Origin of the sequence: Paenibacillus chitinolyticus (genome assembly GCF_045038035.1) — a bacterium.
Classification (GTDB): domain Bacteria; phylum Bacillota; class Bacilli; order Paenibacillales; family NBRC-103111; genus Paenibacillus_F; species Paenibacillus_F chitinolyticus_A.
The window spans coordinates 5,838,575-5,865,353 of record NZ_CP173427.1 but is presented as its reverse complement, the minus strand read 5'-3'; the positions used below and the strand labels follow the sequence as shown (position 1 = coordinate 5,865,353).

Sequence of the window (26,779 nt, the reverse complement as noted above, 5' to 3'; positions counted from 1 at the left end):
TTACTAATAAAAAAAAGGTATTATATAAGGGTATGCAGTCCGGCTAGAATTTAGAACCACAGGAGTGAAAACATGAAATTAACGATATTGAAAGATTATCTTAATGAATCCATTCAGCACGTCTCCAAGGCAATCTCCAGTAAAACGACTATTCCGATTTTGACCGGAATCAAAATAGACGCCACTTCAGAGGGTGTAACACTGACTGCCAGTGACACCGACATTTCCATCCAAAGCTTTATGCCGACCGAAACTGCTGAGCTGAAAGTAATTGAGCTCTTTCAACCGGGAAGCGTTGTGCTCCCCGCTAAATTTTTCATGGAAATGATCCGTAAGCTCCCTTCCCAAACGATCGAGATCGAAGTCAAGGACCATTTCCAAACCACGATTCGTTCGGGATCTTCCGAAGTACAAATTATGGGTCTCGACCCTGAAGAATATCCGCTTCTGCCCCAAATCGAAGAAAGCCGTACGATCCGGATTCCAAGCGATCTGCTCAAAACGATGATCAAGCAGACGTCTTTTTCCGTTTCGACGAATGAAACTACGCCTATTCTGACCGGTGTACTCTGGCAGATTTCGGACAATAAACTGAAATTTATCGCTTGCGACCGCCACAGACTGGCTTCCCGTGAGATTAACCTCGATCTGGAGCCGGGACAAAAATTCCATCCGATCGTTATTTCCGGACGTACGCTTAACGAGCTGAGCAAAATCTTGCCGGATCAGAATTCCTTGATCGATATCGTTATTGCGGATAACCAGGTGTTGTTCAAAATGAACTCGATTTTGTTCTATACGCGCATCCTGGACGGAACTTACCCGGATACATCCAAGCTTATTCCGCAGTCGTTCCAGACAGAACTCGTAGTGGGCACCAAAGAACTGGCCGATGCGATCGACCGTGCCTACCTTCTTTCCAGAGAAGATAAGACCAATATCGTTAAACTCGTGATGAAAGAAGATGAAACCATCGAGGTTTCTTCAAGTTCGTCCGAATTGGGCAAAGTAACGGAACAACTGCAGCTTCAGAAAATCAACGGCGAGCTGCTGCGGATCTCCTTTAACTCCAAATATATGCTCGATGCGCTTAAAGTTATGGATAGCGACAACATTCACATCGGATTCACCGGCGCTATGCAGCCGATTATTATCCGTCCGGAAGAACAGCAAAATATTTTGCAGCTTATTCTCCCGTACCGCACAACAAGCTAAGCCGACTGACAATTAAATCAAACAAACGGAGGAGACTCGATGAAAGAGGTCACCATTCGTACGGAATATATAACGTTGGGACAATTTTTGAAATTGGCGGACTGCATTCAAACCGGGGGACAGGCCAAATCCTTTCTTCAGGAAGCCCATATCGAAGTAAACGGAGAAATCGAAAACCGCCGCGGGCGGAAGCTGTACTCCGGAGACAAAGTTGCCGTAGAAGGCTGCGGGGAATTCGTCGTGTCCCGGGAATAGGCCGGAGGAAGCACAGGAGGAACGCCATTGTTTGTCAAACGGCTGTTGTTGGATCATTATCGAAATTATCCACATGTGGAAATCTCGACGGATCGGAATGTTAACATCTTTGTAGGTCCCAATGCGCAGGGGAAGACCAACTTGCTGGAATCCATCTATGTGCTTGCACTGACCAAGTCTCACCGTACCCATCAGGAGAAGGAATTGATTCAATGGCAGGAAGACCATGCCAGACTTTTCGGCGAGGTGGAACGAAAGTACGGTACGAGTACGCTCGAGCTTTCGATATCGGGCAAAGGCAAGAAAGCGAAAGTAAACGGGCTTGAGCAAAAAAAGCTGAGCCAGTACGTCGGGGCGCTTAATGTGGTCATGTTCGCTCCCGAAGACCTGGAGATCGTCAAGGGAAGCCCCGGCATCCGCCGGAGGTTTCTCGATATGGAGATCGGGCAGGTTTACCCCAGCTACCTTTACGACCTCACTCAATACCAGAAGGTGCTTGTGCAGCGCAATAATTTGCTCAAACAGTCCTACCCCCCTTCCGCGGCCAATAGCTCTATGCTCGATGTATGGAACGAACAGCTTGCGGCCTTCGGTGTTAAAATTATGAAAAAGCGTCAAAGCTTTATAAAGAAACTCCAAAGCTGGGCGGAGCAGATTCATCAGGGAATCACCAACGGCAAGGAAATGCTCCGGATAGAGTATGCTCCTTCCTTTGCGGACGGGCACTTTGAAGATGAATCTGTTTTATTGGACCGATTTATGATAAAGTTATCACAGATAAAAGAACAGGAAATGCGAAGAGGCGTCTCATTGATCGGTCCGCACCGGGACGACCTTCTTTTCTGCATTAACGACAAAGACGTACAAACGTACGGATCCCAGGGGCAGCAGAGAACGACTGCTCTTTCTTTAAAGTTAGCCGAAATCGAACTCATCCGGGAGGAGGTCGGCGAGTACCCTGTTTTACTCCTCGACGATGTTCTTTCCGAACTTGACGAATATAGACAGACCCAACTCATCCAGACGTTCCAAAAGAAAGTACAAACGTTTATCACAACGACCGGACTCGAAAGTGTCCATTTGGACCAGTTAGACCATGCGGCCGTTTTTCATGTTTCGAGCGGCAGCGTCATCGACAGGAGTTGAGAGATTGTGTTTATCCATTTAGGCGGCGAAAAGATTATTCGTTCCTCGGAACTCATCGCGATTTTCGATCTGTCGATCGAGAAGTCTTCGAAGATATCCAAGCAGTTTATTGCGGAGGCTGCTCGCAGCAAGAAGATCGAGATCATTGGCGAAGAGGAATGCAAATCGCTTGTCGTTACGCAAGGCAAAGTGTATTATTCCCCAATCTCCTCGATGACTTTGAAGAAACGCGCAAATCAGCTGTTGACGAACTGAGCGATTTGACTATGTAAAAGCAGGTGAAGGGTGTATGACTTTGAACCAAAATTCGTACGATGAGAATCAGATTCAGGTACTGGAAGGGCTGGAAGCCGTTCGTAAAAGACCGGGCATGTATATCGGCTCGACCAGCAGCCGCGGCCTCCACCATCTCGTGTGGGAAGTTGTCGATAACTCCATCGACGAAGCGCTGGCCGGTTATTGTACCCGTATCGACGTCATCGTTCATAAAGACAACCGGATCACCGTTATTGACAACGGTCGCGGAATTCCCGTCGGGGAACATGCCAAAATGAAACGTCCCGCGCTTGAAGTGGTTCTCACCGTACTCCATGCAGGCGGCAAATTCGGCGGAGACGATTCGGGTTATAAAGTTTCCGGCGGACTTCACGGGGTAGGTATTTCCGTTGTTAACGCACTGTCCTCGCATCTTCTCGTACGAGTCAAGCTGCACGGTAAAATCCACGAACAAGAATATCGCCAGGGTAAACCGCAATACGATCTTCGGATTATAGGCGAAACGGAAGAGACCGGAACAACGGTTACGTTTACGCCCGATCCGGAGATTTTTACGGAGACAACCGAATACGATTACGAGATTCTGCAATCCAGACTCCGTGAGCTGGCGTTTTTGAATAAAGGAATCGAGATTAATCTGACCGACGAACGTACGGATACTTCCGACAGCTTCATGTACGAGGGAGGAATTAAATCCTTCGTCGAGCACTTAAACCGCAATAAAGAAGCCCTTCATCAACCTCCGATCTATGTGGAGGGCAGCAAGGAGAACATCCAGGTTGAAGTGGCTATTCAGTACAACGACAGCTATACGGAGAACATCTACTCGTTTGCCAACAATATCAATACCCACGAAGGCGGTACCCACGAGTCCGGCTTCAAAAGCGCATTGACGCGGATTCTGAATGACTACGCGCGCAAAACGAATGCGATCAAAGAAAGCGGCTCTAACCTGTCCGGTGACGACGTTCGTGAGGGCTTGGCCGCCATTATCTCGGTTAAGATACCCGAGCCTCAGTTTGAAGGGCAGACCAAGACGAAGCTCGGCAACAGCGAAGTGCGCGGGATCGTCGATTCTCTGTTTGCCGAGAAGCTTCTCGAGTTCCTGGATGAAAACCCGGCGATCGCGAAGAAGATCGTGGAGAAGGGCCTCCAGGCCTCCCGTGCGCGCGAAGCGGCCCGTAAGGCGAGAGAACTGACCCGCCGCAAGAGCGTGCTGGAAGTAAGCTCCCTTCCGGGTAAGCTGGCAGACTGCTCGTCCAAGGATGCGTCCATCAGCGAGCTGTACATCGTGGAAGGGGACTCCGCCGGCGGATCGGCCAAACAGGGCCGTGACCGTCACTTCCAGGCCATTCTGCCGATCCGGGGTAAAATTTTGAACGTGGAGAAAGCGCGTCTGGACAAAATTTTATCGAACCTCGAAATCCGTGCCATTATTACGGCGATGGGTACCGGAATCAGCGATGATTTCGATATTGCCAAAGCCCGTTATCACAAGCTGATCATTATGACGGACGCGGACGTCGACGGAGCCCATATCCGTACCTTGCTGCTTACGTATTTCTATCGTTATATGCGCAAGCTGATTGAAGTGGGGTATGTGTATATTGCGCAGCCGCCGCTTTATAAATTGGAGCGGGGCAAAGTAGCCCGCTATGCATACAGCGACAAGCAGCGGGATGAGATCATGAAAGAATTTGGCGACGGAGCCAAAGTCAACGTTCAACGTTACAAAGGTCTCGGGGAGATGGATGCGGAACAATTGTGGGATACAACCATGGATCCGGAGACTCGCACCTTGCTGCAAGTCACTATCCAGGATGCAATGGATGCCGACTCTATTTTCGATACGCTGATGGGAGACAACGTGGAACCTAGACGTAACTTCATTCATCAGCACGCTAAGTATGTCAAGAACTTGGATATTTAAGGCTTCAAGAGATAGAAGGCTGGATCCATTCCAGTCTAGGATGCACGTTTCAGGAGGATAAATCATGACCGAAGAAATGCGTTCGCAAGTCGTTGAGGTTGATATTAGTTCGGAAATGCGCACCTCATTTTTAGATTACGCCATGAGTATCATCGTCAGCCGTGCGCTTCCTGACGTCCGGGACGGCCTCAAACCGGTTCACCGGCGTATTTTGTACGCGATGTCCGAGCTGGGCATGTATTCAGATAAACCGCACAAAAAGTCAGCCAGAATCGTCGGCGAAGTAATCGGCAAGTACCATCCTCACGGGGATTCTCCCGTGTATGAAACGATGGTCCGGATGGCACAGGATTTCTCGCTGCGTTACATGCTCATAGACGGGCACGGAAACTTCGGTTCCGTCGATGGCGACATGGCGGCAGCTATGCGTTACACGGAGGCACGACTCTCCAAGATCGCTATGGAGATGCTGCGTGATATCAATAAAGAGACTATTGACTACATTCCGAACTATGACGGAGAAGAGCAGGAGCCGGTCGTACTGCCGGCACGGTTCCCCAACCTCCTTGTTAACGGATCTTCCGGGATTGCCGTAGGTATGGCCACCAATATTCCGCCGCATAATCTTGGAGAGGTTATCGACGGAATTCAGCAAATGATCGAGAACCCGGATGTAACTCCGCTGGAATTGATGCAGTCAATCAAAGGCCCGGATTTCCCGACGGGTGCGTATATACTCGGCCGCGAAGGAATTCGGCAGGCTTATGCCACTGGCAGAGGCTCCGTTACCATGAGAGCGAAAGCCGACATTGAAGAAGTGAATAATAAAGCGCGGATTATCGTGCATGAAATTCCTTATCAAGTAAACAAAGCCCGTTTGATTGAGAAAATCGCCGAACTCGTCCGCGACAAGAAAATCGACGGCATTACAGATTTACGTGACGAATCGGACCGTAACGGTATGCGCATTGTTATGGAACTGCGCCGCGATGTGAATCCGAATGTCGTTCTCAACAATCTATATAAGCATACAGCTTTGCAGTCCAATTTCGGTATCATCATGCTGGCCCTCGTAAATGGGGAACCTCGGGTTCTGAACCTGAGGGAGATGATTTATTATTACCTGGAGCACCAGAAAGTTATCATCCGCAGACGTACCGAATACGATCTGCGTAAAGCCGAAGCCCGTGCTCATATTCTCGAGGGTCTGCGTATCGCGCTCGACAATCTGGATGAAGTCATTGCCCTGATCCGTTCTTCGCGTACAACCGAAGCTGCGCGTGAAGGCTTGATGACAACCTTCAACCTTTCTCAAGATCAGGCGCAAGCCATTTTGGATATGCGTCTGCAGCGTCTTACAGGTCTGGAGCGGGAGAAGATTGAACAAGAGTATGCTGAGCTTCTTCAAAAGATCGCGGAATTAAAAGCTATTCTTGCAGATGAGCAGCTTATTCTTGCTATCATCAGTGATGAACTCAATGAAATTAAACAAAGCTACGGTGATGAAAGACGCAGTGAAATTACCAAAGGCGAAGACAGCATCGAAGATGAAGACTTGATTCCTCAAGAGGATGTTGTCATTACTATTACCCACACGGGCTATATTAAACGCCTTCCGGTAAACACGTACCGCAGCCAGAAACGCGGAGGCCGCGGAATCGTCGGTATGGATACGAAGACGGATGACTTTGTAAACCATCTGTTCGTAACCAACACGCATCACTATCTTCTCTTCTTTACGGACAGAGGCAAAGTGTACAAGCTTAAGGCCTACGAGATTCCGGATCTTAGCCGGACTGCGAGGGGAACCCCGATCATCAATCTGATTCAGATTGAACAGGGCGAAACCGTAAGTGCCGTTATCCCGGTTCAGGAATTTAGTGCGGACAATTACTTGTTCTTTGCCACAAAGCAGGGAATCGTGAAAAAAACTCCGTTGGATGATTACATCAATATCCGCAAAGGCGGTCTGATCGCAATCAACCTCCGTGACGATGACTCGCTTGTCGGCGTTAAACTGACGGATGGCAAGCGCCATATTATCATGGGTACGCGTGACGGCATGTCCATCCGATTCCCGGAAGACGATGTCAGATCCATGGGCCGTTCGGCCACGGGTGTCAAAGGCATTCAAATCGGATCGGAAGATACGGTGATCGATATGGACGTGGTTGACGAAGACGCGAGCGTCCTCATTGTAACCTCCAAAGGCTTCGGCAAACGGACGCCGATAGCGGAATACCGCGTGCAATCACGGGGGGGCAAGGGGATCAAAACGCTCAACGTTACCACCAAGAACGGTGCGGTAGTGGGTCTTAAAGTCGTGAACAACGAAGAAGATCTGATGATCATTACCGCGAGCGGAACACTTATCCGGACAAGCATCTCGGGCATCTCTGAAATGGGCCGTAATACTCAGGGGGTTCGTCTAATCAACATCCGCGAGGATGATGAGGTGGCGACTGTGACTCATGTGGCCAAGAGCGAGGAAAGCCAGGATGATGAGTTCAACGAGGAAGATCAGGAACAAATAGCGTCTGAACAAACAGACGCACAGGTGGAAAATCCCGAAGAGGATACTGAAATTTAATAAATACATTCGGAGGTGGGGACTTACATCCCCATCTTTTTTGTTTTACAATAAAATTGACAAACTTAGGTAAAACGGAGGGAAACACCTTGCGGACAGTCTCTGTCTCACAAATTAAAGCCGGCGATAAGCTTCTGGAGGCTGTAAACAGCCGTTTCGGCAATGCATTATTTCATAAGGGCAGAATCCTGACAGAGCGAGATGCGGAGATTCTGAAGGCATTCCTGATCTCTACCGTAACCATTGATAACCGGACAAGCAATTCGGGTCAAGAATCGGCCGGTGCGGTTGCTTCATTGGATATAGATACGAAACAAATCTCGTCCTTTGATCTTTCTTACGACAAAATGCTGCAGCTGCTAAAGAAAGCGTTTGGTCTTGTGCTGGGCAATTCTGCCCTGCCGGTGCTGGAGATGCGTAATGAGCTTCATAAGCTGATCGAGCAAATAGAAGGATACCAGGTCCTTACGTTTACACCGCGGCAGTTTCAGCTGCAGGATTTCGTCTATCACAACAGCATCATGGTTTCTCTGACATCCTATCTTCTGGCTAAATGGCACGGACTCCCTCAGAAAGATTGGATGCAGATAGCCCTCGCCGGACTCCTGCATGATATCGGCAATGCCAAAATCGATCAGGCTCTTCTCGTTAAACCGACCAAGTTAACACCTATAGAGGTTGAGGAAATGCGCAAGCATACCCTATACGGTTACAATGTGCTAAAACCGATAGCAGCCCTTAACGAGGGAGTTAAGCTTTGTTCTCTTCAGCATCATGAGCGGGAGGACGCCTCCGGCTATCCGCTTGGTCTTAAAAGCGATCAGATTCACAGCTATTCTAAAGTTGTTGCTGTAGCCGATATCTTTCATGCCATGACAAGCGTTCGTTATCATCAGGAAGCCACGTCCCCTTATCTGGTTCTGGAGCAGCTGAGCAAAGATGCTTTCGGCAAAGTCGATCCGGCGATCGTCAATACGTTCATCAACAAAGTGACTTCGTTTCATATCGGGACCGTTGTAAAATTGAACGATAACCGTGTGGGCGAAATTGTTTTCTCGGATCGGTCGTATCCGACTCGTCCTTGGGTCAACATTAACGGAACCATCGTTAACCTTACCTTGGAAAGAAATCTGTACATTCAAGAGGTCATTGAAGCGCGTTAACGTCAAATAGGTTCGATGAAAAATATCTTCCCTAGGGAAGATATTTTTTGTTGACATGGCATCTAGTGAATGGTATATTAATATTCCGCCTTCCGAAAGAAGCGACAAATTAAAAACCTGAAAAAATTCATCGAAAAAAAAGCTTGCAATCAATTAGGTGAATGTGGTATATTAATTAAGTCGCCGCTGAAACAAAGCGGGTAACGATGAGGTTGATAAAGCTGAGATTGTCCTTTGAAAACTGAACAACGAGTGATTGAAGCGTCTTGAGAAATCGAGACATTAAATGAGAAGAAATTCTCGTCAGCAACGAATGTTTGAGCTTAATCAGCTTGAGATAAACCGCTGGCCATTTGGCCGGCACAACTTTATCGGAGAGTTTGATCCTGGCTCAGGACGAACGCTGGCGGCGTGCCTAATACATGCAAGTCGAGCGGACTTGAAGAGAAGCTTGCTTCTCCGATAGTTAGCGGCGGACGGGTGAGTAACACGTAGGCAACCTGCCTGTAAGATCGGGATAACTACCGGAAACGGTAGCTAAGACCGGATAATCGGTTTCTCCGCATGGGGAGACCGTGAAACACGGAGCAATCTGTGGCTTACGGATGGGCCTGCGGCGCATTAGCTAGTTGGTGAGGTAACGGCTCACCAAGGCGACGATGCGTAGCCGACCTGAGAGGGTGAACGGCCACACTGGGACTGAGACACGGCCCAGACTCCTACGGGAGGCAGCAGTAGGGAATCTTCCGCAATGGACGCAAGTCTGACGGAGCAACGCCGCGTGAGTGATGAAGGTTTTCGGATCGTAAAGCTCTGTTGCCAGGGAAGAACGCCAAGGAGAGTAACTGCTCTTTGGGTGACGGTACCTGAGAAGAAAGCCCCGGCTAACTACGTGCCAGCAGCCGCGGTAATACGTAGGGGGCAAGCGTTGTCCGGAATTATTGGGCGTAAAGCGCGCGCAGGCGGTTTTTTAAGTCTGGTGTTTAATCCCGAGGCTCAACCTCGGTTCGCACCGGAAACTGGGAGACTGGAGTGCAGGAGAGGAAAGTGGAATTCCACGTGTAGCGGTGAAATGCGTAGAGATGTGGAGGAACACCAGTGGCGAAGGCGACTTTCTGGCCTGTAACTGACGCTGAGGCGCGAAAGCGTGGGGAGCAAACAGGATTAGATACCCTGGTAGTCCACGCCGTAAACGATGCATGCTAGGTGTTAGGGGTTTCGATACCCTTGGTGCCGAAGTTAACACAGTAAGCATGCCGCCTGGGGAGTACGCTCGCAAGAGTGAAACTCAAAGGAATTGACGGGGACCCGCACAAGCAGTGGAGTATGTGGTTTAATTCGAAGCAACGCGAAGAACCTTACCAGGTCTTGACATCCCTCTGACCGGCTTAGAGATAGGCCTTTCCTTCGGGACAGAGGAGACAGGTGGTGCATGGTTGTCGTCAGCTCGTGTCGTGAGATGTTGGGTTAAGTCCCGCAACGAGCGCAACCCTTGAACTTAGTTGCCAGCAGGTAAGGCTGGGCACTCTAAGTTGACTGCCGGTGACAAACCGGAGGAAGGCGGGGATGACGTCAAATCATCATGCCCCTTATGACCTGGGCTACACACGTACTACAATGGCCGGTACAACGGGAAGCGAAGGAGCGATCCGGAGCCAATCCTAGAAAAGCCGGTCTCAGTTCGGATTGCAGGCTGCAACTCGCCTGCATGAAGTCGGAATTGCTAGTAATCGCGGATCAGCATGCCGCGGTGAATACGTTCCCGGGTCTTGTACACACCGCCCGTCACACCACGAGAGTTTACAACACCCGAAGTCGGTGAGGTAACCGCAAGGGGCCAGCCGCCGAAGGTGGGGTAGATGATTGGGGTGAAGTCGTAACAAGGTAGCCGTATCGGAAGGTGCGGCTGGATCACCTCCTTTCTATGGAGACTCGGGTCCTGAAACGGACCCAGTCAAGAAGGCATCGCCTTCAACCTTCAATCACTCGTTGTCAGTTTTGAAAGGAGAATTTCCTTCTCTTTTCAAACGTTGATCCTTGAAAACTAGATAGCGAAACATGTAACTAGAATCATCCAAAACCTTGATGGTTTGATGTAAAGCGAAGTTATATGGCGTATGAGCGATTTGGCAAGCTTGCTTGCTAGCGCGAATCGGTATATAACAAGCATTGGTCAAGCTAATAAGGGCACACGGAGGATGCCTAGGCGCTAGGAGCCGAAGAAGGACGTGGCGAACGACGAAATGCCTCGGGGAGCCGTAAGCAGGCTTTGATCCGGGGATGTCCGAATGGGGGAACCCAGCTGTGGTAATGCGCAGTTACCATGCAGTGAATACATAGCTGCATTGGAGGCACACCCAGGGAACTGAAACATCTAAGTACCTGGAGGAAAAGAAAACAATAGTGATTCCGTCAGTAGCGGCGAGCGAACGCGGATTAGCCCAAACCAAGGAGCTTGCTCCTTGGGGTTGTAGGACGTCAATGTGGCAAAAGTTCATTAGGTGAAGCGATCTGGAAAGGTCCGCTGGAAGAGGTAACAGCCCTGTAGCCGAAAGTGAACGTATGCCTAGACGGATCCTGAGTACGGCGGGACACGTGAAACCCCGTCGGAATCCGGCAGGACCATCTGCCAAGGCTAAATACTCCCTAGCGACCGATAGTGAAGCAGTACCGTGAGGGAAAGGTGAAAAGCACCCCGGGAGGGGAGTGAAAAAGAACCTGAAACCGTGTGCCTACAAGAAGTCAGAGCCCGTTAATGGGTGATGGCGTGCCTTTTGTAGAATGAACCGGCGAGTTACGTTTGCATGCGAGGTTAAGCTGAAAAGGCGGAGCCGCAGCGAAAGCGAGTCTGAATAGGGCGGCTATAGTATGCAGGCGTAGACCCGAAACCGTGTGATCTACCCCTGTCCAGGGTGAAGGTGCGGTAACACGCACTGGAGGCCCGAACCCACGAATGTTGAAAAATTCGGGGATGAGGTGGGGGTAGCGGAGAAATTCCAATCGAACTCGGAGATAGCTGGTTCTCCCCGAAATAGCTTTAGGGCTAGCCTCGGGGGATGTGTCGTGGAGGTAAAGCACTGATTGGGTGCGGGGCCCGCCAAGGGTTACCAAGTCCAGTCAAACTCTGAATGCCACAGACATTACCCCGGGAGTCAGACAGTGAGTGCTAAGATCCATTGTCAAGAGGGAAACAGCCCAGATCATCAGCTAAGGTCCCCAAGTGTGTGTTAAGTGGGAAAGGATGTGGAGTTGCACAGACAACCAGGATGTTGGCTTAGAAGCAGCCACCATTTAAAGAGTGCGTAATAGCTCACTGGTCGAGTGACTCTGCGCCGAAAATGTAACGGGGCTAAACACACCACCGAAGCTATGACTTAGATATCTAAAGATGTCTTGGGGTAGGGGAGCGTTCTGTACGGAGTGAAGGTAGATCGTGAGGACTGCTGGACTGTACAGAAGTGAGAATGCCGGTATGAGTAACGAAAAGATCAGTGAGAATCTGATCCGCCGAAAGCCTAAGGGTTCCTGAGGAAGGTTCGTCCGCTCAGGGTAAGTCGGGACCTAAGGCGAGGCCGAAAGGCGTAGTCGAAGGACAACAGGTTGAAATTCCTGTACCACCGTAAGCCGTTACGAGCAATGGAGTGACGCAGCAGGGTAGGGACGCGGACTGATGGATGTCCGTCCAAGCAGTGAGGCTGATGTGTAGGCAAATCCGCACATCGTAAGGCTGGGCTGTGATGGGGAGCGAAAATTACAGTAGCGAAGGTCTTGATCTCACACTGCCGAGAAAAGCTTCTAGCCAGGCGAAGGTGCCCGTACCGCAAACCGACACAGGTGGGCGAGAAGAGAATTCTAAGGCGCGCGGAAGAACTCTCGTTAAGGAACTCGGCAAAATGACCCCGTAACTTCGGGAGAAGGGGTGCCCCGGTAGTGTGAATAGCACGAGGGGGCCGCAGTGAAAAGGCCCAAGCGACTGTTTAGCAAAAACACAGGTCTATGCGAAGCCGCAAGGCGAAGTATATGGGCTGACGCCTGCCCGGTGCTGGAAGGTTAAGGGGAGCGGTTAGGGGTAACCCGAAGCTGTGAACCGAAGCCCCAGTAAACGGCGGCCGTAACTATAACGGTCCTAAGGTAGCGAAATTCCTTGTCAGGTAAATTCTGACCCGCACGAATGGCGTAACGACTTGGGCGCTGTCTCAACGAGAGATCCGGTGAAATTTTAATACCTGTGAAGATGCAGGTTACCCGCGACAAGACGGAAAGACCCCATGGAGCTTTACTGCAGCTTGATATTGGACTTTGGTACGATCTGTACAGGATAGGTGGGAGCCTTTGAAGCCTGAGCGCCAGCTTGGGTGGAGGCGCCGTTGGGATACCACCCTGATCGTATCGGAGTTCTAACCTACTACCGTGAACCGGTAGAGGGACCGTGTCAGGTGGGCAGTTTGACTGGGGCGGTCGCCTCCTAAAGAGTAACGGAGGCGCCCCAAGGTTCCCTCAGAATGGTTGGAAATCATTCGAAGAGTGCAAAGGCATAAGGGAGCTTGACTGCGAGACATACAGGTCGAGCAGGGACGAAAGTCGGGCTTAGTGATCCGGTGGTACCGCATGGAAGGGCCATCGCTCAACGGATAAAAGCTACCCTGGGGATAACAGGCTTATCTCCCCCAAGAGTCCACATCGACGGGGAGGTTTGGCACCTCGATGTCGGCTCATCGCATCCTGGGGCTGAAGTAGGTCCCAAGGGTTGGGCTGTTCGCCCATTAAAGCGGTACGCGAGCTGGGTTCAGAACGTCGTGAGACAGTTCGGTCCCTATCTGTCGCGGGCGCAGGAAATTTGAGAGGAGCTGTCCTTAGTACGAGAGGACCGGGATGGACGTACCGCTGGTGTACCAGTTGTCTCGCCAGAGGCATAGCTGGGTAGCTATGTACGGAAGGGATAAGCGCTGAAAGCATCTAAGCGTGAAGCCCCCCTCAAGATGAGATTTCCCAGTATGTAAGACCCCTTGAAGACGACGAGGTAGATAGGTTGGAGGTGGAAGCACAGCAATGTGTGGAGCTGACCAATACTAATCGGTCGAGGGCTTGACCACTAGGCTTTTCCGACAGGAAAATGCCGCATCGAAAGGCGTACGCGCTAAGCGTAGGCACCACAAGATCTTTGGATGGATCGACTGCTTGTTTCGCTGCTAGTTTTCAGGGAGCAACCCTGGTGTGTCTGAACAGACACCTGTTTGGTGACGATGGCGGAAGGGAACCACGCGTACCCATCCCGAACACGACCGTTAAGCCTTCCAGCGCCGATGGTACTTGGACCGAAGGGTCCTGGGAGAGTAGGACGTTGCCAAGCACAAATAAAACCTTTTCGAATGAGAGTTCGAAAAGGTTTTTTGTTATAGAAAAGAGACATGCTAGCAGGGAGATCCAAGATTGTCATGCTCTGCTTCTTGACATGAAAAAACGCCTTATGTATGATTGCAATAATATCTAAAGACAGAAGAGGAGGGCAAACCCTGTGTGGGATGCTAAATTCGCAAAAGAAGGATTGACGTTTGACGATGTACTTCTGGTGCCTCGTAAATCAAATGTGTTCGGTAAACAGATTGATGTTTCCACCAAGCTTGCCCCGAAAGTGAAATTAAATATTCCTCTCCTCAGTTCAGCGATGGATACGGTGACAGAGGCCGCTCTGGCAATTGCAATCGCACGTGAAGGCGGAATCGGAATCATTCATAAGAATATGTCCATTGAGCAGCAAGCCGGCGAGGTAGACCGGGTTAAGCGTTCGGAGTCCGGTGTTATTACGAACCCTTTCCACCTTACACCACAGCATCATGTATACGATGCGGAAGCACTCATGGCGAAGTTCAGAATCTCCGGCGTGCCGATCGTCGATGAGAATAAGAAGCTGGTTGGGATTTTGACCAACCGTGATTTGCGTTTTGTTCATGATTACTCCATTAAAATCGAGGAAGTCATGACAAAAGAAAATCTGGTGACGGCTCCGGTTGGGACAACCCTGGAGCAGGCGGAAGGAATTCTCCAACAGCACAAGATCGAAAAGCTGCCGCTGGTGGATGACTCTTTTGTTCTGAAAGGTCTCATCACGATTAAGGATATCGAAAAAGCTATTCAGTTCCCCAATGCAGGCAAAGACGAATTCGGTCGTCTGCTGTGCGGAGCCGCAGTAGGAGTTTCCAAAGACGTGATGGAACGCACCGCGGCACTTGTAGAAGCCGGAGTGGACGTGCTGGTTGTTGATTCGGCTCACGGTCATCACATCAACATCCTGGAGACGGTCAGAAAGCTTCGCAACCAATATCCGGAGCTGCCGCTTATCGCCGGTAACGTGGCTACCGGAGACGGAACGCGTGATCTGATCGAAGCAGGCGCTTCTATCGTCAAAGTTGGAATTGGCCCTGGGTCAATTTGTACAACCCGTGTTATCGCCGGTATCGGTGTCCCACAAATCACCGCAATCTACGATTGTGCGTCCGTTGCGCGTGAGTACAACGTACCGATCATTGCAGACGGCGGGATCAAGTACTCCGGTGACGTAGTTAAAGCGATCGCCGCGGGCGCAAGCGCCGTTATGCTGGGAAGCCTTTTTGCAGGTACTGAGGAAAGCCCAGGAGAGTCGGAGATCTATCAAGGCAGACGCTTCAAGGTTTACCGTGGTATGGGTTCGCTCGGAGCAATGAAAGAAGGCAGCAAGGATCGTTATTTCCAAGAGAACGAAACCAAGCTGGTGCCTGAAGGTATTGAAGGACGTGTAGCCTACAAAGGGCCGCTGGCCGATACCATCTATCAGATCGTCGGTGGTCTTCGTTCCGGTATGGGGTACTGCGGTGCTCCCGACATCGACACTTTGATCAACGATACGACGTTTGTTCGTATCTCGGGTGCGGGTCTACGTGAAAGCCATCCGCATGATGTGCAAATTACGAAAGAAGCCCCCAACTACTCTTTATAACTAAATGTTTCGAGCCCTATAAGGGACCCCGGTTTCAGGACCGGGGTCTCCTTTTTTTTATGCCCGGGGAATGGTACAATAAGACACATCATGAATTTACAAATAGGAGTGTGTGAGTTGAAAAAATTTGGTTTCTGGAAAAGAAAAGTATCTTTGGCCCTCGTTTTTGCAATGCTACAAGTATCCTTCCTTCACATATTTGCGGTTACCGCGCTGGCGGCTGACGGCGAACCCGAATTGGATGTTAGATCGGCGATTTTGATGGAAGCGAGCACAGGTCAAATTTTATTCGAGAAAAATGCCGATGAAGTCCTGCCTCCGGCAAGTATGTCCAAAATGATGACGGAATACCTCGTTATGGAAGCGATTCACAATGGTAAGCTCAAATGGGAAGATACCGCCACGGCAAGCAAGTATGCGGCCAGCGCAATCGGATCCGGCCAGTTGATCGCGGAAGGCGAAACCCTGACGATTAAAGATTTGTTTTATGCCATGTCGATTTATTCTTCTAACGATGCTTCTATTGTTCTTGCCGAAAAGCTCGGCGGGTCGGAAGAAGGCTTCGCCAAGTTGATGAACGACAAAGCAAGAGAGCTCGGCATGTCGGATAAAGCCCAATTCATTAATGCGACGGGTCTATCCAGAGCGGATATTAAAGAGAATGCCCCAAAAAGTATTCAAGGGGAGACGGTGATGTCAGCAAAGGATGTAGCCATTCTCGCAAGACATCTGGTTACGGAGCATAAAGAAGTGCTGGAGTTTACAAAGGTTCCTTCAAAAAAATTACGCGAATCGGATAAAACTCCGATGATTAATTATAACTGGATGCTTGAAGGCAACAGCAGCAATGTGAATTTCAAGAAATATGCTTATCAGGGTCTGGACGGTCTTAAGACGGGTCACACCGATGAAGCTCTGTATTGCTTTACTGGTACAGCCGAACGCAATGGCATGCGCTTAATCAGCGTTGTGATGGGCGCGAAGACGGAGCCGGAACGTTTTAACCAGACACGCAAAGTGCTGGACTACGGATTTACCAACTTTGAATTCAAAACGTTGGCTAAAGCCGGAACCGCTCTCGACGCACAGAAAACCGTGCCGATTACAAAAGGCGTAGAACTGGAAGCGCCTGCTGTCCTGAAAAACGATGTAGCTTTTGCCGTGAAGAAGGGAACCGCGGATACGAAACTGGAAACGAAGGTGGATCTGCTGGCAGCGGATAAACTGGTTGCCCCTCTCAAAAAGGGAGACAAGCTGGGTACGGCTACTTTGTCCTTCGGTAAAAACTCCGAAACGGTTGATCTGGTGGCCGAAAACGATATGGAAAAAGCAAGCTGGTTCCGGATGATGATGCGGGCGATCAAAAACTTGTTCGCAGATCTGTTCAACGGGGTTAAAGGCTTATTCTAAGCGGGTTCTCTCAGGAAAAGTTATTGTTTTCACGAACAGGTTCATGTAAAATGTTAGCTTAGAAGTTCATGAACGAAAAATCTAGCTAGGGATATAAATTCCAGGAGGATTTAATATGGAGACGGGTACTTCGCGCGTAAAAAGAGGCATGGCTGAAATGCAAAAAGGCGGCGTCATCATGGACGTCATGAATGCGGAACAAGCTAAGGTTGCAGAAGCTGCGGGTGCTTCCGCGGTTATGGCACTGGAACGGGTACCATCCGATATCCGTGCGGCAGGCGGCGTAGCCCGCATGGCGGATCCGACTGTTCTGGAAGAGGTTATGAAGGTTGTATCCATTCCGGTAATGGCTAAAGCGCGTATCGGTCATATTGTAGAAGCACGCGTGCTGGAAGCGCTGGGTGCGGACTATATTGACGAGAGCGAAGTGCTGACACCGGCTGACGAAGTGTTCCATATCGACAAGAAGGACTTCACCGTTCCGTTCGTATGCGGAGCGAAAGATATCGGCGAAGCTTTGCGCCGTATCAACGAAGGAGCTTCCATGCTTCGTACGAAAGGTGAACCGGGAACAGGCAATATTGTGGAAGCGGTTCGTCATATGCGTCTTATTCAATCTCAAATCCGGAAAATCCAAAGCCTGGCGAAGGACGAGCTGTATGCCGAAGCCAAAAACCTGGGTGCTCCATACGATCTGGTTCTATATATTCACGAGAACGGCAAGTTGCCGGTCGTTAACTTCGCCGCAGGCGGTGTAGCGACTCCTTCCGATGCGGCTCTTATGATGGAGCTTGGCGCGGACGGTGTTTTCGTAGGCTCCGGTATTTTCAAATCGGACAACCCTGAGAAGTTCGCGCGTGCGATCGTAGAGGCGACTACGCATTACAAAGACTACAAGCTGATTGCGGAGGTTTCCAAAAACTTGGGAGCACCGATGAAAGGCATCGAAATCTCCAAGCTGCATGCTTCCGAGCGGATGCAGGATCGCGGCTGGTAATCGGCCGAGGCAGGAAGCGGGGAAGAACGATGAAAGTTGGCGTATTGGCTCTGCAGGGAGCCGTAGCGGAACATATCCGCCTGATCGAGGCGGTTGGCGGAGAAGGCGTCGTTGTAAAGCGTGCGGAGCAGCTTGCCGAACTGGACGGTCTGATCATTCCCGGAGGCGAGAGTACCACCATTGGCAAATTGATGAGACGCTACGGTTTTATCGAAGCGATTCGGGATTTTTCCAATCAGGGAAAAGCGGTCTTCGGCACGTGTGCCGGACTGATTGTAATCGCGGATAAGATTACGGGTCAGGAAGAAGCCCATCTGGGACTGATGGATATGACCGTGCAGCGCAATGCGTTTGGCCGGCAGCGGGAAAGCTTTGAAACCGATCTGCCTGTTAAGGGCATTGACCGGCCTGTAAGGGCCGTTTTCATCCGTGCGCCGCTTATCGATGAGGTTGGAAACGGCGTGGACGTGTTAAGCGAGTACAACGGGCAAATCGTGGCGGCCAGACAGGGTCATCTGCTTGCGGCTTCGTTCCATCCCGAACTGACGGATGATTCAAGCATGCACGCATATTTTCTGGATATGATCCGGGAAACCCGTTAATCGATCCAAAAGCAGAAGCACCTCTTTTGCTCCATACGAGAGAAGGGTGCTTTTGTTCCATTTTTACAACTTTAGGAGGAGGAGTCTCCTTGTTTGATATTAAATTAATCCGTACCGACATAGAAACGGTTCAAACCGCTATGAAAAACCGCGGAGGCAAGCAGCTCGAAGAAGTTACGCGTATAGCAGAACTTGATGTGAAACGCAGAGAGCTGCTGCAGGAAGTGGAGCAGCTGAAGAACCGCCGGAACACGGTATCGCAGGAAGTGGCGATGCGTAAGAAGGCGAAAGAGGATGCGGACGATCTGATCGCCGAAATGAAAGGTGTAGGTGACCGCATTAAAGAACTGGATGAGGAGCTCAGAACACTGGAAGTCGAGCTGAATCACCTGCTTCTTTCCATACCGAATGTTCCTCATGAAAGCGTCCCGGTGGGGGCGTCGGAAGAAGATAACATTGAAATCCGCCGTAATGGGAACGTTCCGGAATTCGGATTCGAAGCTAAAGCTCACTGGGATCTGGCCACGGATTTGGGAATTCTGGATTTTGAAGCGGCCGGTAAAGTAACGGGCTCACGCTTCGTGTTCTATAAGGGGCTGGGCGCTCGTCTGGAGCGCGCTCTGATGAATTTTATGATGGATCTGCACAGTACGGAGCACGGGTATGAAGAAATGCTTCCTCCGTATATCGTAAACCGGGACAGCCTGACGGGAACCGGGCAGCTTCCGAAGTTCGAGGAAGACGTGTTCCATATCGAGAATTCGGAATACTTCCTGATTCCGACGGCGGAAGTGCCGGTGACCAATTACCACCGGGATGACATTCTTGCCGCGGAGCAGCTTCCGCGTAAATTCGTCGCGTTCAGCGCATGCTTCCGTTCCGAAGCGGGAGCTGCCGGAAGAGATACCCGCGGCCTGATCCGCCAGCACCAGTTTAACAAAGTGGAGCTGGTCAAGCTGGTCAAGCCCGAGGAATCGTACGAGGAGCTCGAGGAGCTCACTCAGAACGCGGAGCGCGTGCTTCAGCTTCTAAAGCTGCCTTATCGCGTTCTGACGCTCTGTACAGGCGATATCGGCTTCACATCGGCTAAGACGTACGATCTTGAGGTATGGCTGCCAAGCTCGGAAGCCTACCGGGAGATCTCCTCGTGCAGCAACTTCGAGGACTTCCAGGCGCGCCGCGCCAATATCCGTTTCCGCAAAGATGCCAAAGCGAAGCCGGAATTCGTACATACGCTGAACGGCTCGGGGCTTGCCATCGGACGGACGGTAGCGGCCATCCTTGAAAATTACCAGCAGGAAGACGGTTCGGTTACGGTCCCGGAAGTGCTGGTTCCTTACATGAATGGCGTTACGGTGCTGCGTAAAAATTAACACTTGTAAATAGAACTTTGAGTGTGATAAAATTTCTCTGTTACAGTTACTGTCTTCTGTGATCGGAAGTCGGTAGCTTTCTGGAGAGGTGGTCGAGTGGTTTAAGGCAGCGGTCTTGAAAACCGCCGTGTCTGTGAGGGCACCGTGGGTTCGAATCCCACCCTCTCCGCCATTCAACTTTTATAAAAGATGACCTTAGAACTGCGGGCTTAAGCGCCGCAGTTTTTTTGCGTTTATGTATATTTCTTTTAAATCATTGGGAGTGCTTTGGTTGCTTTGAAGGAAGGTTGCAACACCGCGCGAAGCTACAAGCGCGCGGTGCTCAGGGCCGGAATTCATCCAGCTTTTGTCGCAACGGGAAAAGAATAAGCGGACCACGCCTTGACGCATGTTAACGGTAGGGGGTGGTGTAGGATGATGATCAAGACGGAAAAGCCGTCTGTGGAAAGAGATCGGCTCGCCAAAGCTTGGATGGAGGAACTGCCCAATACGCTTCCCGAGTCCGATCATGCGCGCGTATGGCCCGATGAGGCTGACCCGCAGGCAATCCGGATTCATATCACGAACGCGGGCAGGACGCATTACACGTTCGATTTTAAATGTACTTACGTGGACTCGCGGGAAGTGAAGGTCGAACTGGTGGATGTGGAGCGTGATGACGTGCACGTGGATGAAACCAGCGAAATTATTCAGGGCCTGGTTAAGGATTATGTCCGGCATATTCACGAGTGTGCTCAAGTGTTGCAAGAGCTCACGCATGCGTAACTGCTTGTAGCCGAAATGGGGGGTGGACTGATATGACCCGACAAAGAACGCGGGATAAGAATCTGCAAAATGTGGCCAAGGATTTGAATAAATTGGCTGTAAACAGTCATGATGCCCAGCAAATTCAGCAGCAGACCAATGACCGCCGTCATCAGGATGCTTTGAATCACGAAGAATAGAAGCAAAAAATTCCGAAATCGGACTGTCTGGGGTGAAAAAGATGTCCAAGCCGAAGGCGCAACCCGTGGGGGACAACGTGACGCAGGAGGAACGGGAGAGATACAACACTCCTGCCAATGAGCCTCTGTCGGGATCGAAGAAAGTGAAGAAACGGAATCATTCCCGTCAAAATCAGGGAGAAGGAAGTTAACGATAAACGAAAAACTTCGCCCGAAGCGCATAGCAATTTAGAAGCGGGACATACTAGGATTGTCGGTGAACGCAGAGAGGTGTGGTTCCGTTGGAAAAGTCAGCAGAACAATCATCTGAAGGTCATTCGAGCTTGTAAAGCCAAACTGGAGGAGATGTGCCAAAGACACCGGGACGTGTTCTAAAAGCCGTTTCACTGTGAAGGTTTGTGAACAGCAAGATGTAGAAGATCATCCAAGTAATCACCGACGGAAAGGAACCCTTAGGGGTTCCTTTTTCATTTTAATATGCATGAAATTTCTTACAATTTGGTAACAACCGATTCTAACTTCGTCATAAGAGGTACTGATAAGGTATAGTTTATAGTCAAGGAGGGATGAATCATGGGATTTACGTTAGGAATTGGAGACGGGGCTAGGGATTTTCGTTTACAGGGTACGGACGGCAATATTTACACATTAGACAGTTTCCGGCATGCCAAGGCATTGGTTGTTTTCTTTACGTGCAATCACTGTCCGTATGTCCTGGGTTCAGAGGAGATCACGCGGCGCACGGCGGAGCAATTTACCGAACAAGGCGTCGCTTTCGTTGCGATTAACAGCAACAGCTCCCAGACTAACCCGGAGGATTCTTTTGAGAACATGGTAGAACGCATGGAGGAGAAGAAATTCCCCTGGGTATATCTTCACGACAAGGGTCAGGAAGTTGCCCTTGCTTACGGCGCTCTCCGTACACCTCATTTCTTTGTGTTTAACGACAGGCGTAAGCTGGTCTACACAGGGCGCGGAGTCGATAACCCGAGGGAAACCGCTAACATGACCGTAAACAACCTCCAGGAGGCCCTGGAAGCGATCTCGGCAGGTAAACCTGTTCCTACCCCTATCACTAACCCGATTGGCTGCAATGTCAAATGGGAGGGCCGTGACAAGCACTGGATGCCGGAGGAAGCCTGCGACTTGGTTTGAATGGCTAACCGAAGGGGATAGGTGCGCTTTTCCTGTCCAAATTAAAGAAAATCCGCAGGGCAATATGCTCTGCGGAGCTTGGCGTTGGAATTTTTAAGATTTCCGGTTCGGGGAATTGAAGAGCAGGGTTAATCCGCCTCCGATCAGAACCAAGGCAACGATAAACGTTTGGAAGTACGAGGAGATCGAATACGGCCAGTGCCAATCCGGATAATATCTCCGCAATACGTCGAGCAGCACTTCATTCGTCAGATAGTACAGGCCGACCAGAATGATGAGAAAGCCGATCTTGCGCTGATGGCGTTTGATTCCTCTAAAAATCGGTTTGTCTTCGACATATCCGAATTCTTGCCGGGAAATCAGCTGCAGGGCATCGAAAAAGCTGTAAAACCAGAAGATCGGAATCAGGAACAAAAAGAGCGAGAGGCGGAGGACATCCATAATATAGATGGAAAACAGGAAGCCTGCCATGATCTGAAGCCCTCTCATTTGAAGCCCGAGATACAAGTGAGCGGCACCGGGGAATACGGCCAGAACAGTGGCGATCGTCTTGCTGCGTCTGCCTTCCTGACGGCTTTCGCTGAAGTCGTCGAAGAACGTCCGGTCCGTCAGCTCCATACCGGCCTGTTTCTTTTCGAGCTGTTGGATGGCATCAAAAAGAATGTAGATCCAAAGCACGGGCAGCGCGAGCAGAAAGAAGAGGAATTCTCCGGTATGGGTGAGCGATGCCGCGAAGAAGATCAAGATGGCTCCTCCGATAAAGAACGTCATGGCGGACAGCCCGCGGTACATCATGCCCAGCATGTAATGGCCCAGGCCTGGAATAAAGGAAGCCAGGATAATCTTCCGGCGTTCCTCCTTGCGCTGCCATTCGTAGAGGGCCGGATTGAATTCCGGAACGGCGCCAGAGCCGGGACCATGACCATGGCCGAGATCGTGTCCGGGGGCTCCATATTCATGGTAACCGGGAGGCGGATACGAAGGCCTGCTGCCGAGTGTAATAAACATGTCGGCCATGTTAACGACCCAACAAGCGGCGGCAATAAACAGAAGGAGCAGAGCGAACTCCTTATCTCTGTGACTTCCCGATACCACAATGAGAAAGGCCAAGGCGACCGGACCGAAGAAACCGGCTCCGTACAGGAAGGCCCTGAAAATGCGTTTTAAGTACAAATGCCCGAGTCCCGGTATAAACGAGAGCAGCAGCGCGACTGTGTTGGATCTAGGGTTCAAGGGGATGTCCTCCTTTTGGTTTCTGGGCATGCAGAGAATCGAAGAAAGCGAAGGTCTGTTCCATAAGCTTATCGGACACCGGCGTAGCGAGCGGTTTTTTCTGTTCGGTGTGGACCAGGGAGAACTGGTCCGTCATGCGTCCGAACACGCCGGTAGTCATAAGCAGGAACGTCGCCGCGGCTGCTATAGCGTAATGGGTCAGGGCCGTCCGTCTCGGGGAGCGGGCTTTCCGGTGTTTTTTCGCTTCCGCCCGGTCAAGGCTTTCTTCGGGGTCTTCCTGTTTCTGTGCAGCCACCGGAGCGGCTTCCTGTACAACCGGCAGGCTGCCGCTTCGAGCTAGAATGTGATCGATCATGCGTTCAGTATCGGCCTCATCCGGAAGGGGAAGAGTCGGTGACAAGAATTCCAGGCATTCCGTATATAACTCCAGGCAAAGATCACATTCATACAAGTGATCCTCCCAAAGGCCTCTCTGACGATCATCCGTAATTTCTCCGGCAATGTAAAGCTTCCATTCATCCCGGCTTCTATGACTCATTCGAACTCTTCCTCCTTCCAGTGCTGCTTAATCCACTGTTTTGCCCGGTATAGTTTGGATTTGATGGTCTGCACGGTGACTTCCTGTTCGTCGGCAATTTGCTGGTACGATTTATCCTCGTAATAGAAGGCTATAATGACATCTCTATAGTTTTCGGGAAGCTCCTCCAATTTGCGCATAACAAGCGCCTGAAGCTCTTTGCTTAACAGCGGATCTTCGGTATCGGACCCACTCAGGGAGGGAGGGGGCATTGCTTCTTCCATACCGTCGGTCGCTGTTTCCCGCTGGCGGTAGGCTTTGCGTTTGTAATCGATCGCTTTGTTGACGGCCACGCGGGAGATCCAAGCTTTCAAGCCTTTTACCTCGGTCTGGGGGAGGGAGGTATACATCTTGAGAAAGACTTCCTGCATGACGTCTTCCGCATCTTTGGGATGCCGGACGACCGAAAACACAATTTGAAACACGTAATTCCGGTAAGTCCGGACAACCTCACGAAAGGCTTCCTCATCTCCGGCAAGCATGCCTTGGACAAGCAGTTCCTCTTGCTGCGTTAAAATGTCTTTCTCCCTCCCCTCTCCATCACTATAGACGAAACGATTTGATTCGAGTTCTGCACTTCCGGCAAAAATATTTTTCCGGGTACAAAAAAACCGCCATCCGGTCGAACCAAGGGCGGAATTTTATAAAAATTTACAATAAGCGCCGGGAGCGAATAAAGTAAGCGTCCTCGCTTGTCAGCGGGACTTGGACAAACCCCGGTGCGGGGCATTCTCGGCTGAACACCCGCCACTCGATATGGTCTCCAACCAGCTTGCGGATCATTACGCAAGCCTCGTCGAAAGGGCAGGCGTCAGCATAGGGAAGAATCCCCTGCCAAACACCGAGAGGAACTTGCCTCCATGCTCCCGGCGTTCCGTAAAATTCCGGCTTGCCGGCATTCAGCCATAGGAGCTGATCGGCTTCCTGCCACTCGTTCAGCTCATGAGCCGCGATAAGCACGATACTGCCGCGGGCATGCCGGTACAAGAGACGGATAATCGTTTTGCGCTCGATGGAATCCAGGTAGTTGAGAGGCTCATCCAGCAGCAGATAACGGGGAGAGCCGAGCAGAGCCTGCCCGATTGCCAGCCGCTGCTTCATTCCCTGGGAAAGCGATCCGATCCGCTTCCGTTTGACATCCTCCAGATGCAGTTCGCGCAGCAGCTCTTCCCCTTGCGAAGGATCGGCCCCTTTGAGGAGACACATGTAGTTCATCAGCCGGATGGGCGTCATATCCTCGTGCAGCTCCACATCGGTCGGCACATACCCGATCCGGCTTCGGATCTGAGGAAGCTGCTCTTTGACCGTTCCTTCCAGATAGCTGATTTCCCCTCCGTCGGGGAAATCAGCGGTAGCCAGCAGGCGGAGCAGAGTGGACTTGCCTGCTCCGTTCTTTCCGACGAGCAGAATCAGGCCGGGAGCCAGCGTCAGTTGATCTACATGCAGCCGGATATGGCCCTCGTAGAGACGGACGAGCTGATTAAGCCGGATCATGCCGACCGCCATCCTTGCACGCTTGTCAGCCGCAGGCTTTTCCGATAGGCCGACAGTAGAAAAAGAATACCCGCGGCGATAAGCACCGCCTGAAGAATCAGTGCCCAGTTCCAGACCGGTCCGGTTAGTTCCCGGCGAAGCCACTCCTCCATGAACAGTTCTACACCCCAGCCTGTCAGAGCGGCCATTATGGCGGAGAGCATGCCGCGCTTCATCATAAAATAAGCGGTTAACCCCGTGACGAGCAGAAGCGGAGCAATCCAGTCGAAAAGAAAAGGAAGCGTCATCCAGGATCGTGAATAGCTCATGGTTGCAAACGTGTAGAGAGAGCCGACGAGGCCGAGCACCGCATTCGTAACGAGCAGAACGATTAAGCGGCTGAACATGAGAAGCGCCGGGGGATAAGGCGTGACGCTTTCGATCATGCGCATCCCTTCATTCCAGCTGCGGTACTGGTACAGAAAGCCGCAAACGAGCAGCAGCGGGAAAGCCAGCGAATAAGACGAGCGGCCTGGCAAGGAGCCGGCTATGGTGTAAGGCGAGTTCAGCAGCAGCAGCATGGCAAAGAGCAGCAGGCTAAGCAGCCAGAACCACTTGTTGTACATAAAAAGCTGGTGGCGGCAAAGCTTCCACAGGGACGGCCGCAGGTCCGCCGAATGTTCAGACCGGGTTGTACCCGGACTGTTCTCGCGTATGGCATCGAAGTGGCTTTGAAGCCTGCCTAGCAGGTTTGCAGTATCTATGCGATCAGGCGTTTTAACCAGGTATCCGTTCAGCAGGACAGCCGTATCTTTCTCCAGTTGGTCCAGCTCTTTATCGTCAGGTTCATACATAAGGGGTCCCCTCCTTGGTCGGTTTGCCGCGATTTTCTTTCCGTCCGCCGCCGGTATCGGTTAAGCTCCCGGCTTTGGGGCCGAGGAGAGCTTTGAGTTTACGAAGGCCGCTGTAAAGGTGGGTCTTCGTCGTGCTGAGCGGGATTTGCAGAACTTCCGTAATTTCTTGAAGCTTCAGATCATGAAAGAAACGAAGAATGACAATTTCCTTCTGAACTTCAGGGAGAGAGCGGAGGGCTCCGATAATTTCTTTGCGTGCCTCCTGCCTCTCGTAAATTTCAACAACCGAAGGCTGGATATCCTGAGCCTCGGGCGGTTCGGCCGTCAATTGCTGCTCGTTTCTGTAAGCTAGGCTCTTCCAGTAATCCCGGCATAGATTTAAGGCTACCCGGTACATCCAGGGTCGGATGTGATCGGGGATTTTCTGTTGCTGCAGCTGCTTGAGCAGACGCACAAATACTTCCTGGACCAGATCCTCCGCCTTGCGGGGATCGTGCAGGGTCCGCTCGAGATAATGCTGAAGCGGCGCGTGGTAGCGGTGCACGAAGGCCTCAAAAGCGGCCTGATCGCCGCGGGCCATGGCTTGGACCAGCTCTTCATCCGTAAGCATCTG

At 51.0% G+C, this 26,779-nt stretch carries 22 protein-coding genes, 1 tRNA gene and 3 rRNA genes; 20 read left to right on the top strand and 6 right to left on the bottom strand.

Going from position 1 to position 26,779, the window contains the following annotated elements:
- Nucleotides 1-72 precede the first annotated feature (72 nt).
- The 20 genes from dnaN (at nucleotide 73) to ACI48J_RS26380 (ending at nucleotide 22,029) form a co-directional block, all read left to right on the top strand.
- The gene (gene dnaN / locus ACI48J_RS26475) at nucleotides 73-1,215 is read left to right on the top strand and encodes a DNA polymerase III subunit beta (protein WP_326050433.1); all 1,143 of its coding nucleotides are present in this window, start codon (nucleotides 73-75) and stop codon (nucleotides 1,213-1,215) included.
- A 39-nt stretch (nucleotides 1,216-1,254) separates the two neighbouring features.
- Nucleotides 1,255-1,470, top strand: a complete 216-nt coding sequence (yaaA, locus tag ACI48J_RS26470; RefSeq protein ID WP_009673395.1) for a S4 domain-containing protein YaaA — start codon at nucleotides 1,255-1,257, stop codon at nucleotides 1,468-1,470.
- Between the two features lie 27 nt (nucleotides 1,471-1,497).
- A complete protein-coding gene (gene recF / locus ACI48J_RS26465) occupies nucleotides 1,498-2,616 on the top strand; it encodes a DNA replication/repair protein RecF (protein WP_405080962.1) in 1,119 nt (372 codons plus the stop codon).
- Between the two features lie 6 nt (nucleotides 2,617-2,622).
- A complete protein-coding gene (gene remB, locus ACI48J_RS26460) occupies nucleotides 2,623-2,871 on the top strand; it encodes an extracellular matrix regulator RemB (protein WP_326050428.1) in 249 nt (82 codons plus the stop codon).
- Nucleotides 2,872-2,905: 34 nt separating this feature from the next.
- Nucleotides 2,906-4,822, top strand: a complete 1,917-nt coding sequence (gene gyrB, locus ACI48J_RS26455; RefSeq protein ID WP_405080961.1) for a DNA topoisomerase (ATP-hydrolyzing) subunit B — start codon at nucleotides 2,906-2,908, stop codon at nucleotides 4,820-4,822.
- Between the two features lie 64 nt (nucleotides 4,823-4,886).
- A complete protein-coding gene (gene gyrA, locus ACI48J_RS26450; RefSeq protein WP_405080960.1) occupies nucleotides 4,887-7,412 on the top strand; it encodes a DNA gyrase subunit A in 2,526 nt (841 codons plus the stop codon).
- Nucleotides 7,413-7,501: 89 nt separating this feature from the next.
- The gene (locus ACI48J_RS26445; protein WP_405080959.1) at nucleotides 7,502-8,575 is read left to right on the top strand and encodes an HD-GYP domain-containing protein; all 1,074 of its coding nucleotides are present in this window, start codon (nucleotides 7,502-7,504) and stop codon (nucleotides 8,573-8,575) included.
- 368 nt (nucleotides 8,576-8,943) lie between these two features.
- A 16S ribosomal RNA gene (locus ACI48J_RS26440) occupies nucleotides 8,944-10,497 on the top strand.
- Nucleotides 10,498-10,746: 249 nt separating this feature from the next.
- A 23S ribosomal RNA gene (locus tag ACI48J_RS26435) occupies nucleotides 10,747-13,668 on the top strand.
- Between the two features lie 140 nt (nucleotides 13,669-13,808).
- Nucleotides 13,809-13,925 (top strand): 5S ribosomal RNA (gene rrf, locus ACI48J_RS26430).
- Together the 16S, 23S and 5S rRNA genes form the textbook arrangement of a ribosomal RNA operon.
- A 165-nt stretch (nucleotides 13,926-14,090) precedes the next feature.
- Complete coding sequence (gene guaB / locus ACI48J_RS26425; protein ID WP_326050770.1) at nucleotides 14,091-15,548, top strand: IMP dehydrogenase; 1,458 nt, start codon at nucleotides 14,091-14,093, stop codon at nucleotides 15,546-15,548.
- Between the two features lie 117 nt (nucleotides 15,549-15,665).
- On the top strand, nucleotides 15,666-16,958 hold the full coding sequence (locus ACI48J_RS26420; protein WP_405080958.1) for a D-alanyl-D-alanine carboxypeptidase family protein: 1,293 nt from the start codon (nucleotides 15,666-15,668) through the stop codon (nucleotides 16,956-16,958).
- A gap of 115 nt (nucleotides 16,959-17,073) precedes the next feature.
- Nucleotides 17,074-17,955: a pyridoxal 5'-phosphate synthase lyase subunit PdxS gene (pdxS, locus tag ACI48J_RS26415; RefSeq protein WP_217561949.1), complete on the top strand. Its 882-nt coding sequence runs from the start codon at nucleotides 17,074-17,076 to the stop codon at nucleotides 17,953-17,955.
- Between the two features lie 29 nt (nucleotides 17,956-17,984).
- Nucleotides 17,985-18,557, top strand: a complete 573-nt coding sequence (pdxT, locus tag ACI48J_RS26410) for a pyridoxal 5'-phosphate synthase glutaminase subunit PdxT (protein ID WP_405080956.1) — start codon at nucleotides 17,985-17,987, stop codon at nucleotides 18,555-18,557.
- An 89-nt stretch (nucleotides 18,558-18,646) separates the two neighbouring features.
- Nucleotides 18,647-19,930 (top strand): serine--tRNA ligase, encoded by a 1,284-nt coding sequence (gene serS / locus ACI48J_RS26405; protein ID WP_405080955.1) that lies wholly within the window; start codon nucleotides 18,647-18,649, stop codon nucleotides 19,928-19,930.
- Between the two features lie 82 nt (nucleotides 19,931-20,012).
- A tRNA-Ser gene (locus tag ACI48J_RS26400) sits at nucleotides 20,013-20,102 on the top strand.
- Nucleotides 20,103-20,344: 242 nt separating this feature from the next.
- Nucleotides 20,345-20,695, top strand: a complete 351-nt coding sequence (locus ACI48J_RS26395; protein WP_405080954.1) for a hypothetical protein — start codon at nucleotides 20,345-20,347, stop codon at nucleotides 20,693-20,695.
- Between the two features lie 32 nt (nucleotides 20,696-20,727).
- Nucleotides 20,728-20,874: a hypothetical protein gene (locus tag ACI48J_RS26390; RefSeq protein ID WP_405080952.1), complete on the top strand. Its 147-nt coding sequence runs from the start codon at nucleotides 20,728-20,730 to the stop codon at nucleotides 20,872-20,874.
- 41 nt (nucleotides 20,875-20,915) lie between these two features.
- Nucleotides 20,916-21,065 carry a small acid-soluble spore protein P gene (locus ACI48J_RS26385; protein ID WP_405080951.1) on the top strand — a complete coding sequence of 50 codons (150 nt, stop codon included), beginning with the start codon at nucleotides 20,916-20,918 and terminating at the stop codon, nucleotides 21,063-21,065.
- A gap of 382 nt (nucleotides 21,066-21,447) precedes the next feature.
- Nucleotides 21,448-22,029, top strand: a complete 582-nt coding sequence (locus tag ACI48J_RS26380) for a thioredoxin family protein (protein WP_387544060.1) — start codon at nucleotides 21,448-21,450, stop codon at nucleotides 22,027-22,029.
- A gap of 93 nt (nucleotides 22,030-22,122) precedes the next feature.
- Here the strand turns inward: ACI48J_RS26380 and ACI48J_RS26375 are convergent, their stop codons facing one another.
- The 6 genes from ACI48J_RS26375 to ACI48J_RS26350 form a co-directional block, all read right to left on the bottom strand.
- A complete protein-coding gene (locus ACI48J_RS26375; protein WP_405080949.1) occupies nucleotides 22,123-23,262 on the bottom strand; it encodes a hypothetical protein in 1,140 nt (379 codons plus the stop codon).
- Nucleotides 23,252-23,800 (bottom strand): hypothetical protein, encoded by a 549-nt coding sequence (locus tag ACI48J_RS26370; protein ID WP_326050757.1) that lies wholly within the window; start codon nucleotides 23,798-23,800, stop codon nucleotides 23,252-23,254. Before ACI48J_RS26370 ends, ACI48J_RS26375 begins: the two co-directional genes overlap by 11 nt.
- Nucleotides 23,797-24,321, bottom strand: a complete 525-nt coding sequence (locus tag ACI48J_RS26365; protein ID WP_009676999.1) for an RNA polymerase sigma factor — start codon at nucleotides 24,319-24,321, stop codon at nucleotides 23,797-23,799. The genes ACI48J_RS26370 and ACI48J_RS26365 overlap by 4 nt, the downstream gene beginning before the upstream one ends.
- Before the next feature lie 169 nt (nucleotides 24,322-24,490).
- The gene (locus tag ACI48J_RS26360) at nucleotides 24,491-25,333 is read right to left on the bottom strand and encodes an ATP-binding cassette domain-containing protein (protein ID WP_405080948.1); all 843 of its coding nucleotides are present in this window, start codon (nucleotides 25,331-25,333) and stop codon (nucleotides 24,491-24,493) included.
- Nucleotides 25,330-26,166, bottom strand: coding sequence for a hypothetical protein (locus tag ACI48J_RS26355; RefSeq protein ID WP_405080947.1), 837 nt, complete (start codon nucleotides 26,164-26,166; stop codon nucleotides 25,330-25,332). Before ACI48J_RS26355 ends, ACI48J_RS26360 begins: the two co-directional genes overlap by 4 nt.
- On the bottom strand, nucleotides 26,159-26,776 hold the full coding sequence (locus tag ACI48J_RS26350; protein WP_042233958.1) for an RNA polymerase sigma factor: 618 nt from the start codon (nucleotides 26,774-26,776) through the stop codon (nucleotides 26,159-26,161). The genes ACI48J_RS26355 and ACI48J_RS26350 overlap by 8 nt, the downstream gene beginning before the upstream one ends.
- Nucleotides 26,777-26,779: the final 3 nt, after the last annotated feature.

Excerpts from the sequence above, each read along its gene's own strand:
- yaaA (WP_009673395.1), top strand. The coding sequence starts at position 1,255 with ATGAAAGAGGTCACCATTCGTACGGAATATATAACGTTGGGACAATTT.
- ACI48J_RS26355 (WP_405080947.1), bottom strand. The coding sequence starts at position 26,166 with ATGTATGAACCTGACGATAAAGAGCTGGACCAACTGGAGAAAGATACG.
- ACI48J_RS26395 (WP_405080954.1), top strand. The coding sequence starts at position 20,345 with ATGATGATCAAGACGGAAAAGCCGTCTGTGGAAAGAGATCGGCTCGCC.
- ACI48J_RS26390 (WP_405080952.1), top strand. The coding sequence starts at position 20,728 with ATGACCCGACAAAGAACGCGGGATAAGAATCTGCAAAATGTGGCCAAG.
- ACI48J_RS26370 (WP_326050757.1), bottom strand. The coding sequence starts at position 23,800 with ATGAGTCATAGAAGCCGGGATGAATGGAAGCTTTACATTGCCGGAGAA.
- gyrA (WP_405080960.1), top strand. The coding sequence starts at position 4,887 with ATGACCGAAGAAATGCGTTCGCAAGTCGTTGAGGTTGATATTAGTTCG.
- ACI48J_RS26350 (WP_042233958.1), bottom strand. The coding sequence starts at position 26,776 with ATGCTTACGGATGAAGAGCTGGTCCAAGCCATGGCCCGCGGCGATCAG.
- dnaN (WP_326050433.1), top strand. The coding sequence starts at position 73 with ATGAAATTAACGATATTGAAAGATTATCTTAATGAATCCATTCAGCAC.
- gyrB (WP_405080961.1), top strand. The coding sequence starts at position 2,906 with ATGACTTTGAACCAAAATTCGTACGATGAGAATCAGATTCAGGTACTG.
- pdxS (WP_217561949.1), top strand. The coding sequence starts at position 17,074 with ATGGAGACGGGTACTTCGCGCGTAAAAAGAGGCATGGCTGAAATGCAA.
- ACI48J_RS26365 (WP_009676999.1), bottom strand. The coding sequence starts at position 24,321 with ATGCTTGCCGGAGATGAGGAAGCCTTTCGTGAGGTTGTCCGGACTTAC.
- ACI48J_RS26360 (WP_405080948.1), bottom strand. The coding sequence starts at position 25,333 with ATGATCCGGCTTAATCAGCTCGTCCGTCTCTACGAGGGCCATATCCGG.
- ACI48J_RS26385 (WP_405080951.1), top strand. The coding sequence starts at position 20,916 with ATGTCCAAGCCGAAGGCGCAACCCGTGGGGGACAACGTGACGCAGGAG.
- ACI48J_RS26380 (WP_387544060.1), top strand. The coding sequence starts at position 21,448 with ATGGGATTTACGTTAGGAATTGGAGACGGGGCTAGGGATTTTCGTTTA.
- pdxT (WP_405080956.1), top strand. The coding sequence starts at position 17,985 with ATGAAAGTTGGCGTATTGGCTCTGCAGGGAGCCGTAGCGGAACATATC.